Annotated in this window: 11 protein-coding genes; 1 reads left to right on the forward strand and 10 read right to left on the reverse strand. The window is 50.7% G+C overall.

Annotated features, from left to right (window positions below):
* Positions 1–177 precede the first annotated feature (177 nt).
* Entirely contained in the window at positions 178–2,424 is a 2,247-nt protein-coding gene (locus DWX32_RS08030; RefSeq protein WP_055227573.1) for an MBL fold metallo-hydrolase, read from the forward strand.
* Between the two features lie 58 nt (positions 2,425–2,482).
* On the opposite strand, the gene DWX32_RS08035 is transcribed toward DWX32_RS08030, so the two are convergent.
* The 10 genes from DWX32_RS08035 to DWX32_RS08085 all read right to left on the reverse strand — a co-directional run bounded on the left by DWX32_RS08035 (position 2,483) and on the right by DWX32_RS08085 (position 14,843).
* Positions 2,483–3,463 (reverse strand): glycosyltransferase family 2 protein, encoded by a 981-nt coding sequence (locus DWX32_RS08035; RefSeq protein ID WP_055219419.1) that lies wholly within the window; start codon positions 3,461–3,463, stop codon positions 2,483–2,485.
* Between the two features lie 17 nt (positions 3,464–3,480).
* Positions 3,481–4,356: a LicD family protein gene (locus DWX32_RS08040; RefSeq protein WP_118595173.1), complete on the reverse strand. Its 876-nt coding sequence runs from the start codon at positions 4,354–4,356 to the stop codon at positions 3,481–3,483.
* Positions 4,349–5,746, reverse strand: coding sequence for a sugar transferase (locus DWX32_RS08045; RefSeq protein ID WP_118595172.1), 1,398 nt, complete (start codon positions 5,744–5,746; stop codon positions 4,349–4,351). The genes DWX32_RS08040 and DWX32_RS08045 overlap by 8 nt, the downstream gene beginning before the upstream one ends.
* A complete protein-coding gene (locus DWX32_RS08050; RefSeq protein WP_117804423.1) occupies positions 5,746–6,510 on the reverse strand; it encodes a glycosyltransferase family 2 protein in 765 nt (254 codons plus the stop codon). Before DWX32_RS08050 ends, DWX32_RS08045 begins: the two co-directional genes overlap by 1 nt.
* A 139-nt stretch (positions 6,511–6,649) precedes the next feature.
* Positions 6,650–7,210: a manganese efflux pump gene (locus DWX32_RS08055; RefSeq protein ID WP_055219426.1), complete on the reverse strand. Its 561-nt coding sequence runs from the start codon at positions 7,208–7,210 to the stop codon at positions 6,650–6,652.
* Positions 7,211–7,290: 80 nt separating this feature from the next.
* The gene (locus DWX32_RS08060) at positions 7,291–7,962 is read right to left on the reverse strand and encodes a ribulose-phosphate 3-epimerase (RefSeq protein ID WP_118595171.1); all 672 of its coding nucleotides are present in this window, start codon (positions 7,960–7,962) and stop codon (positions 7,291–7,293) included.
* A 6-nt stretch (positions 7,963–7,968) separates the two neighbouring features.
* Entirely contained in the window at positions 7,969–8,982 is a 1,014-nt protein-coding gene (locus tag DWX32_RS08065; RefSeq protein ID WP_118595170.1) for a galactitol-1-phosphate 5-dehydrogenase, read from the reverse strand.
* A complete protein-coding gene (locus DWX32_RS08070) occupies positions 8,979–9,683 on the reverse strand; it encodes an IspD/TarI family cytidylyltransferase (protein WP_022462996.1) in 705 nt (234 codons plus the stop codon). The genes DWX32_RS08065 and DWX32_RS08070 overlap by 4 nt, the downstream gene beginning before the upstream one ends.
* Before the next feature lies 1 nt (position 9,684).
* On the reverse strand, positions 9,685–12,423 hold the full coding sequence (locus tag DWX32_RS08075; protein WP_118659606.1) for a translation factor GTPase family protein: 2,739 nt from the start codon (positions 12,421–12,423) through the stop codon (positions 9,685–9,687).
* A gap of 740 nt (positions 12,424–13,163) precedes the next feature.
* Positions 13,164–14,843 carry an FMN-binding protein gene (locus DWX32_RS08085; RefSeq protein WP_118595168.1) on the reverse strand — a complete coding sequence of 560 codons (1,680 nt, stop codon included), beginning with the start codon at positions 14,841–14,843 and terminating at the stop codon, positions 13,164–13,166.
* Positions 14,844–15,089 lie beyond the last annotated feature (246 nt).

Consider the following 15,089-nt stretch of genomic DNA (forward strand, 5'->3'; position numbering starts at 1 on the left):
ACATTCCCAATCCCACTCATTCTAACATGATGCCCTGTCTGCGTCAAGTAATCGAAATTCTAATAAACATTGACTTTTCCCTGAAATTTTGTATAATTGTGATGTTGAGCGCTTATTTTCCACCCGGCTGTTTTACTTTTTGTTTTAATGATATATGTTACGAAAGGAGCCATTGATATGCCTTTTTCCCGGCATACCCGCAGATCCGTGTTTTCCATCGGCGCGGCATCCCTTGCCGCTGCTTTTCTTTTTCTCACCCCGGAAAACACACATGCGGCTGATACTACAGCAAAAATTCACATTCTGACACTCGGCAGCGGCTCCAATGCCATCGTTCTGGAAAGTGTAGACGATAATGGCCAGAAAATTTTCGGCATGGTAGACTCCGGCGAGGACTGGGATTACCCTGACGGATCTGATCCGCGTTATCCGCTGCGCAGCGGCATCACAACGTCGACCGGCTACGACGATGAGGTACTCTCCTACCTGGACTCCCTCGGTGTCACCTCCGATAATCTGCAGTTTTATGTTGCAACACATCCGCACAGCGACCATATTGGAACCGGCGATACCATCGTGCGGCTGTATTCCCCCGACCGGGTTTATCTGCTCCCGTATGATGACAGTTATATCTATAATACTGCGCGTCTCTGGGACAATCTTTATGTCTACGACCAGCTTCTTACTGCTGTAGAAGAGACTGAAGGTGTGACCCTGATCCAGCATCTGAATCCCGGTGCCGCCTCCGCAGAAGAAGGATCTCCTGATTTTGCTTTTGGAAATTTCCAGATCCAGATTGTCAACTACGAGGAAGATTATCTCACAAGTCCAAAAGAGGACGCCAACCAGTTCTGTCTTGGTGTAATTGCCTCCGCAAACGACCACCGCGCTTTTCTGACGAGCGATATCGACGACGTCGAGGGCGATGCCAGCCGGATTGTTTCGAACTACGGGCTGTACAGCATTGATCTGATGACTTCCAATCATCACGGATATCCGAATGCTGTCGATGCAGACTATCTTGCTGCCGTCAACCCGGAATATTTTATCCAGACCGGTGACTTCCGTATTATGGATAACGATACCGTCGAGACCCTGACCTCTCTGGGGCTGCGCGTATTTTCCACGACAGAATATTCCGGCGATCTTCCGGCAGTCATTGCTGACTTTTCCGGTTCCGCGGTCACTTCCAACGTGGATGATACCTATGAAATTTACCGCGGCCGTTCTTCCAAGCTCGTTGCTTATCATGACGGCATCCCGTACAGCGGATTTTTCACCCGCGGCGGACAGAAATATTATGCAGACAGCAGCCATCTTCTCGTATGCTCCACTTCCTGGCGCGACACAGAAACGGGCATCGAATATACCTCCGATGAAAACGGCGTGATCACAAACGAACGCCACGTCATCGGCTGGGTAAAACGGGATGGAAAATGGTATTACTACAACGATGATGAAACACCGTATACCGGCTGGCTCACCCTCGACCACAAAACGTATTACCTCGGCGCGGACGGCGTTATGGCAACAGGCTGGCTTCTGCTTGATGGAGATTACTATTATTTTTCCGGCAGCGGTGAGATGCAGACCGGATGGCAGTTTATCAGCAACAACTGGTACTATCTCGCCAAGGATACCGGTATTATGTATTCGTCCGGATGGCACGCTGATCCGGAGACCAAAACGATGTACTATTTTTACACATGGGGAGGTGCCGCACGCAATACGACACTTACCTTAAACGGTTACCGCGTCAAATTTCTTTCCTGGGGCGGTATTTCCGGCAGCACCTGGCTGTACCATGACGGTGCCTGGTATTATGTACAGAAATATTCCTGCGTAACCAATGGCTGGTATCAGATCGATGGCGCCTGGTATTTTATGAATGCGGACGGTTCCCTGAAGCAGAACGAAAGTTTCCTGTATGACAACAATCTCTACTTTGTAAATAAGAGCGGAAAAATGTATCAGAACCAGTGGCTGAAATGGGATGGAAACTATTATTATCTCAGAAGCTGGGGCGGTGCCGCACACGAAGGCTGGCTGCTGCTTCAGAATAAATACTATTATATTAATGAGGACTGTACACGGAAAACGGATGAAGCCTTTACGTATGATAACAATCTTTATTTTGTTGATGAAAACGGCGTCATGCCGGCAAACCAATGGGTGATCCGGGACGGTGTCTGGTACTTTACCTACAGCTGGGGCGGTGCGAGAAAATCGCAGTGGTTCTATTATAAAAACAACTGGTATTACTTCAACGATGATGCTTCCATGCAGACCGGCTGGGCAGAAATTGATGGAAAAACATATTATTTCCAGAGCTGGGGCGGATGCGTCACCGGGACGAAAAAAATTGACGGAACAACGTATGTGTTTGATAAAAACGGTGTTCTGCTTTCCGAAAAAGAAAGCTAGAAAAATCCATATAAAAATGCGGCAGAAACGAAAATCTCATTCGTTTCTGCCGCATTTTTTATAAATTTCTTTTCCGGAACAGTGCACGAACGCACTGCCGGTAAATTCCGGTTCCCAGAAACAGGGTCAGATAGGCGATTTTCCGCCCGTTCGTGAAGTGATCGCCTTCCAGTACCAGAAGCGGATGCTTTTTAAGCTCTTTTGCCAGCCTCTTCGCAAGCGCCTTTTTCTCCGCGTCCATGGTTTCCAACAGCATCAGCTTGTCCAGCACGAAAAACCGCGCCCAGCAGCAGCGCACACCTGCTTCTTTTTTCAGCGCCGGGTGGCGTTCTTCCACGACATTCTGATTATGATCCCATACTTCCACCGAACCCAGATCTGACCAGCGAAAACCGCTTGTCGTGAGGCTTTCGCGCCGGTGCACATAATAGTATTTCTGTGCTGTGGAAAAGGCCACCTTCCGGCAGTGCTCCATTAACGGAACGATGACGTATGCATCCTCGGCGATTGTTTTCTCCGGATAGACAACGCCCTCGAAAATCTCTCTCCGATACAGCTTGCCCCACGGCATCACGCCGAACACGCGCGCCTTCATCACCTGGCGCAGTCCCTCCTCGCTGTCGGTCACAGATTCGATTCCCTCCTGTTTCAGATCCGGCACCGGCCTTCCTTCATAGAGATCGTATCCGCGGCAGATACTCATTTCGGCATCATATTTTTCCGCCAGACGATACAGTGTTTCCAGAAGATCCTCCGCTGCGAAATCGTCGCTGTCCACAAACGTGATATAACGCCCCTCTGCAAGCGCAACGCCCGCATTCCGCGCCGAACTGACGCCGCCGTTCTCTTTTTGGTGATAACGGATCCGCGCATCCTGTTCTGCGTATGTCCGGCAGATTTCACTGCTCTTGTCGGTGCTTCCATCATCTACAAGAAGCAGCTCCCAGTCCGTAAAAGACTGGGAGAGAATGGAATCCACACATTTTTTTAAAAATTTTTCTGCCTGATACACCGGGGTAATGATTGAAATTTCCGGCATTGTTTTATCCTCTTTCTTTATTTCTTACAGCAGTAGTGTATCCCCTTATACTGCTCATACGGATGATCGAGATCCAGAAACGCCGCATCGTGGTGCCCTTTCTGCTGTTCTTTCGGCGGCAGTTTCATATAATTGCCGAACGCCATGCGCAGATATGTGTCATATCCGACCGGAATCGGCAGGCACTCATTCTCGAACGGAACCTCAATCGCCGATGCAAAAATCTTTTTCGGATATTTCCGGAGAATCGCCTGCGGTGCGCACATCTCGGTGATGCCGTCCACCCGTGGGCTGTCGATATCAAATTTTGTAATATAGTTCTCTGCCTGCTTCCAGATCCGGTACCGCATCTTCTGCGTCGGAGCCAGCGCCAGCAGAATCGTTCCCAGGTAATGCATAAACGCGCCGTGGCGTTCTTTGGTCGGAATAACCTGCGTGCAGAAGAGCTGGAAAATCTTTCCCTCGATCACCTGCCATTTCCGCGCAAGGTTTCCCGGTGCATAGCCCTCGATCGGGAGAATATCAAGCGCAACGCCGTGGCAGAGATCCATATCGACCTGCTCCTTTTTCACCTGCGTGGTGCGGCTGTCGCGGATGTTCGCAAACGTGTGCGCATTGCAGAAGCCCTCTTTCGGGTACTCGAGCTTGTAGATTTTACTCTCCTCCTGCGTATCCCAGATTTTCAGGAACTTCTCGTAATCTTTCCGCGGCATGAAAAAGTCGAGATCATCGTCCCACGGAATAAAGCCGCCGTGGCGGATTGCACCGATACAGCCGCCGCCGCAGAGATAACAGGTCAGATGATTTCTCTGGCACCAGTGGTAAAACATAACGGCCATTTCCAGATTTTTTTCCTGCAGCCGGCGCAGAATTTCGTCCTCGGTATTAAACATCTTTTTTCTCCTCTTCCTTCGCGTTCAGGCTGATCGTCTGTCCTTCCTCGAGCCCTTCTGTGCTCTCCTTTGTGAAGACAATCTTAAAGGTTGCAAGAATCAGCTTCAGATCCTCTAAAATCGAATAGCTCTCTATGTACATCAGATCCAGCTTCAACTTGTCGTATGCGGTCGTGTTGTACTTTCCGTAAATCTGGGCGTAGCCGGTAAGGCCTGCCTTTACTTTCAGACGGTAAGCAAACTCCGGAATCGATTCCTCATATTCCTTTGCAATCTCCGGCCGCTCCGGGCGCGGTCCGACGACGCTCATATCGCCCTTGAAAATGTTCAGAAGCTGCGGCAGCTCATCAATTCTCGTCGCGCGGATCACCTTTCCGACCGGCGTAATGCGGCTGTCGTTCTTCGTTGCCAGACGGGCTACGCCGTCTTTTTCGGCATCCACGATCATGCTTCGGAATTTGTAGACATAGAATTTTTTTCCGCCGATCGTGAGACGTTTCTGTTTAAAGAACACTGGGCCATGGTCATACAGCTTGATGCAGAGCGCTGCGATCAGCATAATCGGCGACGTGATCACAAGAAGAATCGTCGATACGAGCAGATCCAGCAGGCGCTTGCAGAATCTCTGATCAAACGAAAGACCACTGTTTCGCGCGAGCAGAAGCGGTGTATCGAAAATATGGAGCGCTTCCGCTTTCCGTACCATAATATCCGACAGCTTCGGCGTCAGATAGACACGGATTTCTTTCGCATAGCAATATTTCAGCAGACGGTTGCGCAGCTCCGAATGAAGATCGCCCAGGATCACGCCCTCCTGACCGTATGCGTCAATCTGGCGGCAGAGCTCTTTCTCTCCCACTTCCACGCTCACCTTATGTGCTACAATATACTTGTCCGGCCGCTGGTTCATCTTCAGCTCCAGGCTTTCCATCGGGTATTCACCGTAAATCAGAAGCACCTCTCTTGGCGGAAAGAGACGCGCAAACGTCTTCTCAAAAAGCCAGGATACAATGCCTGCCAGCGCAAAGTCCACGAGTGTCATGCCGACCATCGGCAGAATGTACGGCAGGTGGCGCCACAGCAGGATAATCTGCAGATACATCAGCGCATTGGCACAGAATGCCGTCATCATCTGGGAATAGATGATGCTGCTTCCCTTCATGTAGCCGATCTTCATGCCGCCGTAAATGTACATGAAAACCAGAAGAAAAATGCCGTAGATCACGACGATAATCTGATTTCCCTTATCCCAGAACGGCTCCAGCCACAGGTGGCTCGCATAGTATCTGTCCCAGAACACAGAAAAAACAGCGCATTCCAGAAGCACAATCGCCGCGACCGCCAGGACACGCATCAGATGTTTGTACTGTTCCCTGTTTTTATAGTTCATCAATCTCTTCCTCTCTTTTTGCCCTTACCGTAATACTTCCGCACACCGTTTACGGCATAGCACGCAAAACAGTACAGGGAGCGGAACGTTCCCATTCCCAGCTCGCGGTAAACACGGTAAGTCATTCCTGCAGAATGCAGTTTATTCCCCGATTTTCCTGTGCTGGACAGCCGGTATTTCAGCAAAGGCTCATCCACACCGCAGGCTGTCCCGTATTTTTTCAGGATCCGCAGCCAGTCCAGATAATCCTCGTGGCACTCGTCCTTTTCCATCGGGAATTCCAGCAGAACGCTTCTTTTGGCCAGTACCGACGAGCAGCCGATCACGTTGCCGCGCAGTAGCATTTTGTAGGTGATCCGCTCCGGGACAGAAAAAATCTTCTGCTTTTCCGGTTCCTGATCGTAAATCAGCTCCCGACCCGTACAGCAGAGCACATCACCGGTCTTTGCAAGGGCTTTTTCCTGCTTTTCCAGTTTTTCGGGATCCCAGTAATCATCCGCGTCCAGAAAGGCAATGTAATCGCCCTTTGCGAGCTGTACACCGCGGTTTCTGGATGCGGATGCTCCTTTGTTTGTCTCATTCCGGATATACCGTACCCGGTCATTTTCTCCGTAACGCCCCATCTTTTCCATCGTATCGTCCGTGGAATGGTCGTCGATCACCAGGATTTCCAGCGGGGTTTTTGTTGTCTGGCAAAGGACTGAGTCGATTGCCTGAAACAGTGTTTCTGCACCGTTGTACGAAGGGATTACTACTGAAATCATGTATTTTCCTCTCTTACTTTGTCTGCTGCATCTGTTTTTTAAATTTTCCAGCAGCAAACCTCCTACTTTTATAGCATATCTGCACGGGCTTGTCAATTTTACGCCGGGATCTGCTGGTTTTTCTTTCTTACATGTAATTCTATGTGAGCTTTAAAAACGCCAGTAAATAGAACAGAATTCCTCCGAACAGTGCTCCGTTTCCGCCGTTTTTCTGCCCCGTCTTTTTTCCGATGGCAGTTCCGGCATACATCGCCGCCATTCCGACCGCGAAGGAGGCAAAAAAGATCTGTCCTCCTGTCACCGGAAGATCCGCGGCAAAGACGCCGGAGACAATTCCATCCACCGACATCGAAACCGCCAGCAGGCCAAATTCCAGTGGGTGGAGCTGTTTTTCCAGATGTTCCAGTCTTGCTTCTGGTTTTCCCTGCTTTTTTCTTCTGCGTTTTCTCAGTTCTTCGAAAATTTTCAGCGTTCCCATAAGAAAAAAGCAGCCCGCACCCACTCTGGTTCCCCATTCCGGTCCTGCGGACTGCAGAAATCTTTTTCCAAACTGCGCGGAAGCAACCAGGGCAGCACTGCAAAACAGATTCAGCAGCGCCGTCATGCCGGGTGAAATTCTCGTATTGCTGCTTCCATATCCGATGCTTACTGCAAAGTTATCGGCTGAGAGCGCCGCAGCAAGCAGAAGCAATTCTACCATATGACACGCTCCGTCATTTCTCACTTTACAGTATTCGTCTGTTTTTCAAACCGTGCATCCCGGGAAGGCAGTTCTTTTTCTTATTCCACTGCTTTCCGGAATTCCCGGATTTTTTCTCCGAAGTGCGATACATTGGTGCAGAAAATGCTCGAAGTTCCCGCCACAAAAATGCTGGCTCCAAAGGAACGCAGCGTCGCGCCGTGCTCCTTCGTAATGTTTCCGTCCACTTCTAAAATGATGTCCTCCCGGTGCATCTCCTGCAGAAATTTCTGCAGCTTTTCCGCCTTGCGCAGCGTACTCGGCACAATTTTCTGTCCGGCAAAGCCCGGATTCACCATCAGAAGATTGACGCCGTCGATATAATCAAGCACTTCCTCGATCTGCCCGATCGGTGTCGCCGGGTTGATCGCGAGGAACCGCTTGCAGCCGTACGGCACGAGGTAATCGAGCGCGCGCTGCACCTGGAAAGTGCTCTCATAATGAATCGTCACGATGTCCTCTTTGTAAATGCCGATCCACGGCAGCTTGTACTCCGGGTCTTTAATCATCAGATGAAGATCGAGCGGAATACTCGTCAGTTCCCGCAGTCCGCGGATGTAGTCGACGCCAAGGCCGAAGTTCGGAACGAACTCGCCGTCCATCACATCAATATGGAGATATTCGACTTTTTCTTTTTCAAATACATCGATCGTCGCCTGCAGATCCACAAGGTTTGAGCACATCATGGATGCCGATATCTGACTTTTTCTCATATTTTTCTACTCCCATGAAACCATTACTTTGCAGTATGGCTCTTTATGATTTTTCATCAGTTCCAGTCCGTCCATCAGCTTTTCGGACGGGAAACAGTGCGTGATCAGCGCCTGTGCCGGGATTTTCTTCTTCGAAAGCGCATCGAGTGCCTCCGTCCAGTCGCAGGCTTCATCTTTTTCATAAGAAGAATTCCACGTTCCCATCAGGTTCAGCTGTTTGCGCAGGATGCGCCAGTACACGTTCTTTTCCATCGCAAGATCGCCCGATGGATTTCCCATCAGCACGATGCTTCCGCCCGGTCTTGCAAGAAGAACTGCACCGGAAACGGCCTGCGGCGTTCCGACCGCTTCTACTACAACATCCGCCTGAATCGCTTTACTCTCCTCTTCCGTCACATATGAGATGCCCGGGATCTGTTCTGCGATCGCACGTTTTGCTTCGCCCCGTCCAATCACAAAAACGGTTTCGGCGCCGAGCGCTTTCGCCCACGCTGCCGCTGCAAAACCGATCATGCCCGTTCCGATCACTGCTGCGGTATCGCCCGGCTTCACACCGCTTCGTTTCACCGCATGAAGCGCCACAGAGAGCGGCTCCAGCATTGCTGCCTCGCGGAAGCTGACGTTTTCCGGCAGCTCCATCAGGTTCCAGTCCGGCACGGCCACGTATTCCGCAAAGCCGCCGTCCCGGCGCGAGCCGAGGTAATCGTAGTGTTCGCACATCTCATATTTTTTCTGCCGGCACTGCGGGCAGGTGCGGCATGGGATCAGCGGGAAAATGCCGACCCGTTTTCCAACTCGCTCTTCCGGCACACCCTCGCCGTATGCGGCAACCACGCCTGAAAACTCGTGACCCGGAATCGTTGGAAAATGGTATGTTCCGTTTGTGAAAATCCGCGGAATATCGGAGCTGCAGATTCCTGATGCCTTTACCTGCACCAGAACCCAGCCGGATGGGATTTCCGGTTTTTCGATGTCTTCCCTTCTTAAATCATTGACTCCATGCAGCTCGTATGCTCTCATTTCGTTTCTCCTTCCACAATCGTACAGAAACGCTCCAGGTCGCTCCTTGTTGTAATCTTAAAGTTCCGCTCATCCCCTGGGATCATCGCCACATCCATTCCATGGCGGTAGGCAATTTCACTCGTTCCCCTTGTGAGGGACAGCTCCTCTTTCGATGCTTCCCGGTTGATCTTCGCGTACGGATGCAGCCGGAAGGCTTCCGGCGCCTGACCGGCAAACAGCGTGCTGCGCTCCAGCAGATGGTCAATTTTCGTTCCGTCGCTGCTCTGATAGATCGTGTCCTTCATCGGCAGCACCGGCATACAGCCCTCATGATCGGCAAGCGCCGCAAGGCAGTCGCCAATCAGCTGTTCGCTCACCAGAGGCCGCACGCCGTCGTGGATGATCACACCGTCGTTCTCCGATACGGAATCCTCCATGCAGACGGTAAGGCCATTATGAATGGATTCCTGCCGCGTATCCCCGGCATCCGCAAAGGCGAGAAATTTCGTAATCCCGTCTTCTTCCATCCATCCGCGGATCTTCTCTCTCCAGGCATCTGCCGCCACGATGACGATTTTCTCAACGGCACTGCTTTTCTGAAACTGCTCCAGCGTATACAGCAGAATCGGTTTCTTTTCCACTTCCAGATACTGCTTCGGAAAATTCCCCATCTGCATTCTCGTTCCGATTCCCCCCGATAGTATGATTGCGTAATTCATCTTAAGCCTTTCCTTTGCTCTTTTTACTCTCTTTTTTTCGCTCTTCTTCCAGCTCTTTTAAAAAGTCTCCCAGTTCTCCGGAGGCGTTCTCCAGCAGGTACGACTTCGTTTTCTGTTCTTTCTCCAGATAGTTTTCCCGGATCTGGCCGTTTGTATGTTCAATCTCTGTGCGCAGATCCCGTGCGGAGAGACGATGCGCGCCCGCTCCCATAATGATGATCTGCTCGAGACCGTCCGAGGAAGCCACCGTTACGTTGCCGTTGTGGCCGATCCTGTGAACCGTTTTCTCGATGTACTGGTCAGCCGTCTCCGCCTCTTTCGTATAAACGACATGAATATTATGGTACATGCCGACCTCACCCTGGTTGCCTTTTACTTTGTAGGCATCAAAGACAAGAATCAGCGTCATTTTTTTATATCCCTGATAATTTGACAGGATGTCCATCAGCTTTCCTCTGGCGCTCTCAATATTATACTTCGCCAGCTCATTTAAATCATCCCATGCAAAAATAATGTTATAGCCGTCCACCAGCAGATATTCCTCCTGCGGCTCCTTCGGGCGGTTTGATTTTGCATATTTGGGATCCCCGATGCCGGATGACGAGGTGACCGGATGTGTCCGCCGCTCGAAACCGGCGCGCTTCCGCTCCACTTTGCCGTATGTCCTCGTAAAGATTTCTTCCAGCTCCTCTGCCTCCTGCAGGGAAGCTGCCATCGGCACGCGGTCGGATGCTTTTTTTGCTTTCTGCACAGAGGATGCTCCGCCGCTCCGGTCTGCCGCAGATTCGGCTGAATCGCTTTCTTCTTCCGGATTTTCCAGCGTGTATTCCAGATGCATATGGTCTTCCACTTCATTCCATGGAACGACAAAGCCTGCCCCGTGGGCACAGAACACAGAACCCGTCGGATTTTCCACATCCGCCTCGGAATCGTAGCCGATGGAGGCAATCACTTCCTCCGCGTTGTGACACGGCTCATATCCTTTTAAGGTACAGAACACTCTTCCGCGTCCCCGGCTGTAAGCAGTCACTTCTTTCTGATAATCCCGCATCGTCACAACCGGTGCGGTTCCGGTGATCACTGTCATATCGCCTTCCATTTCCGGCGGTTCAAAGCTGCCGTACATCCGCTGGATATCGTTCAGCGCCCGTCCCGTCGATTCCGACGGAATTTCCAGACGGAACGCATAGACCGGCTCCAGCAGAACGGATTCTGCTTTTTTCAGCCCCTGCCGCACCGCACGGTACGTCGCCTGGCGGAAGTCGCCGCCCTCGGTGTGCTTAATGTGCGCACGGCCCTTGACCAGCGTGATTTTCATATCGGTAATCTCCGACCCGGTCAGCACGCCGGGATGCTTCCGCTCCAGCAGATGTGTGAGGATCAGACGCTGCCAGTTGCGGTCCAGGGTGTCCTCGCTGCAGACGGTTCCAATCTGCAGTCCGCTGCCCGGTTCTGCCGGCTCCAGCAGCAAATGAACTTCCGCATAATGGCGCAGCGGCTCGAAATGGCCGACACCCTCCACGGTACTGCGGATCGTCTCTTTGTATACAATATTTCCGGCTCCGAATTCCACCCATTCGCCGAAACGCTCGTGGATCAGACTCTTTAAGATCTCGATCTGCACCTCACCCATGACCTGCGCATGGATTTCCGCGAGGCGCTCATTCCAGACAATGTGGAGCTCCGGGATTTCTTCTTCTAACTGGCGCAGTTTTCCAAGCATCTGATGGACATCGCAGTCCGGCGGAAGCTCGATGCGGTACGTCAGCACCGGCTCCAGCACCGGTTTTTCCGCCTCGGTTTCGTTGCCGATGCCCTGACCGGAGAAAGTGCTGTTCAGTCCCGTTACGGCACAGATCGTCCCCGCCGGTGCTTCCTGTACCATCGTATAGCCCGCACCGGAATAAATACGGATCTGGTCTGCCTTTTCTTCGCCGAGCATCTGCTTCACCTTCAGCACGCCGCCCGTGATTTTCAGATGCGTCAGACGGTTTCCTGCCGTGTCCCTTGAAATCTTAAAAACGCGCGCGCCAAAATCCCCGCCGTACTCCGGCGTTTTTGTAAACCGGTCCAGAATTTTCAGAAATTCCGTCACGCCCTCCATCTTGAGTGCAGAGCCAAAGCAGCACGGAAAAACCTTCCGCTCTGCGATCATCGTGCGGATCTGGTCTTCTTCCACGCTTCCCGTTTCCAGATACTGCTCCAGCACGTCCTCATCACACATGGCGAGTTCTTCCAGCAATTCTGCGTTCTGGAGATCCTGCGAGAAATTCAGGCAGTGCTCTGAGAGACGGCTCTGCAGTTCTTCCAGCAGTTTTTCCGCATCCGTGCCTGGCTGATCCATCTTGTTGATAAAGAGAAAGACCGGGATCTCATACCGTGCGAGCAGCCGCCACAGGGTTTCCACATGCCCCTGCACGCCGTCCGCACCGCTGATCAGAAGAACCGCATAGTCCATGACCTGTAAAGTGCGCTCCATCTCCGCCGAGAAATCCACATGGCCCGGCGTGTCAAGGAGTGTGACCTCCGTCTCGTTCAGCTTCAGCACGGCCTGTTTGGAAAAGATCGTGATGCCCCTTGCTTTTTCCAGTTCCTCCGTGTCCAGAAAGGCGTCCTTGTGATCCACTCTTCCGGCTTTCCGGATCTGGCCTGTTTTATATAAAATTCCCTCTGCCAGCGTCGTCTTTCCCGCATCGACATGCGCTAAAATGCCTACCGCCAGTTTTTTGGTTTTTTCCATTTTGTTTCATCCTGTCTGTATGATTCATATTTTTCAGGCCCCCTCATCCCCTGCGGCCCGACTCACTGCTTATTGTACCACAAAACCTCTCATTGCGGAACCCCGGAGTGAAACGCAAAAAATCTCAAAGCGGATTTCTCTCCTGCTTTGAGATTTTTTATGCTATGTTCTGTTTTATCTCTCCCCCGCCATCGGCTGCCGATCTGCAATTTTCAGGAAAACAAATCCCAGTGCAAAGAAAATCGCCAGGCATGCAACCGCCACGTTGATCGTTCCGCCTGCCAGTTTTACAGCTGCAATAACTGCAGAACCGAGGAACGATGGTTACTCTGTCTTCCAACGTCATATCCGTTTCTTTTAAAAGTTCATTTGCAAGAAGTGCACCGTACTCTGCCTGATGGGCAACCTGCATACAGTGTTTCTGCGAATGATCCGTATATCCCAGCTGTCCCAGGTTTTCGTTTCCTTTTTCAGATATGCGCTGCATCCATTCCAGACTCCAGCCTAACCGCTGTATTTTTGCTGTTCCTGCCATTTCTTTCAGAATATTTTTTACTACAATCACGATCGTAGCACATTTGTATTTTAACTGCTATCCTGTTCCTATAAGGTCTATATCAAATGATTGTTAAATTTTTTATATTTTTGATGCAGTCAGGCGGGGTTCTGTTACAGCAGAAAAGCACTGCAAATACAGATGGATGTATTTACAGTGCTTATTTTGAGATTATTTTTGTTTTTTAATTCTGTGCGTCTTCGTATTCTTTTACTTTTTCTTCATACTGCTCCTGGCTCTCGATCGTATGTTTTACAATATGACCGTGCTCTTTCTGCTTATGTGCCAGATCCCGGCCAGGACGCGGTGCATATTCGTCTTCCGGGATTTCGAGTGCATTGGCGGTGGCGTGAATGATACCGTTGCTGCTGTAGGTGGCACCGCTCAAGGCGTCGATGTTAAGGCTCTGTTCTTCTTTCATCTGCCCTATCACGTAAGGCGCTGCACGGAAAAAGTATTCCTCGGTGTCGCAGTAGGAAAGGATGGAGATGTCGGTCACTTTCTGGTTTTCTACCGTTACCTGCACTTCGACATCCCCGCGGAAGGCATCGGCGGTACCCGTGCAGATGCCGTCTTTCAGGTCGTGGAAACGGCCGGCGTCCAGGAATGCCTGTTTTTCTTCCGTTGTATCCGTCGATTCAGATGCTGTATTTTCCTGTACAGTATTCTCATCTCCGGCGGCTTCTTTTAACGCATTTTGAGTGGCCTCAATCAACCCTTTACTGCTGTAGGTGGCGCCGGAAACGGTATCTATCTCCTCGGCACTCTGTTTTTTCATGATTTCCGAAAAGATTCCTGACTTTGCTCTGTCCAGATATGTCTGATCATCCTCGGCGTTCTCTATCGTCAGTCCGGTTATCGTTCCCTGTTCCACTTTTACGGAAACGGTCACGGTTCCGCGGTAGCCTTCTCCACTTCCGGAATAAGTGCCGTCCTGGAATCTGCTGTCCAGATTTTGTTCTGCCGTATCAATGGCCGCATCACCTGCTGTCTTACCAACGGAACCGCTCTCGCTCCGGATCAGGAACTGTGACGCTGCAATCGTAAGGCAGGTCACCCCGACACCGATCCACACGCTGTATCGGTACTTCCAGTGTGCATTGTTCTTCAGACATCCGTTTATACATCCCCCGCATCCAATACACTCGCCGCCTGCCGTCTGCTCTTTTTCTGTCAGATCAATTCCCATGGTACATTTTGCAGTACAGAGACGGCAGTTTCCGCATTTGCTCCGCGGTTTTACAATTTTTAACAGAGTACATCTGGAAATCAGGCTGTAGATGGCTCCCATGGGACAGAGATACCGGCAGAAAAAGCGCTGGATTAAGACGGATCCGACGAAAATCACCAGAATCAGCGCACCGCCAATCGAAAACATCGGCTTCACACCCGGCCAGTGTCCGATGGAACTGTACTGTCCAAATACCTGCCACGGCCCTGCGATGTTCCATTTTATCATACCGCTCCATACGAAGACTGCCCAGAACAGGAGCACACCATATTTGATCCAGCCTGTTGGAACATTTCTTCCACTCTTCTTTGAATTTGAATGCAGGTTTTTCGCACCTGCTTTTCGAAACCGCTTTTTCAGCTTATTTCCTGCAAACCACAGAAAATCCTGCACAGCCCCGAAGCTGCAGAAATATCCGCAGAAAAACCGTCCCACAATAATCACCGCCGGAACCGTCGCCAGCACCATCCATACCGAATACCTGATCCGTTCCCACGAAACCGTCCCCTGATAAACTGCGGAAATAATCGTCCCAACCGCAGAAAACTGCGCCTCAAACAAGCCCGGGATCAGCAGGAAAGAAAGGATCTGAATCACTGCTTTCGGCCAGTTTCTTTTGTCTTGTTTTTTCAAATTTGTTCCTCTTTTCTTATGTTTAACGTTTCATCTCCATTACCGGACCATTCGATTTATGTTCCTGGATTAATTCACAAATCTCCGAAAGATTCATTGCCGGGAAATCTCCGGGGACGGTATCCTTCAGGGCACTTACTGCATTTCCGATGGATACTGCCTGTGACAGTAAAAAACCCTCATAAATCGTGTATTTTCTGCACATTTATGAGGGTTTTATATTTTTGCGTTATTTTTACAAATTCA

This window comes from Blautia sp. AF19-13LB (genome assembly GCF_003479105.1).
Classification (GTDB): Bacteria; Bacillota; Clostridia; order Lachnospirales; family Lachnospiraceae; genus Fusicatenibacter; species Fusicatenibacter saccharivorans.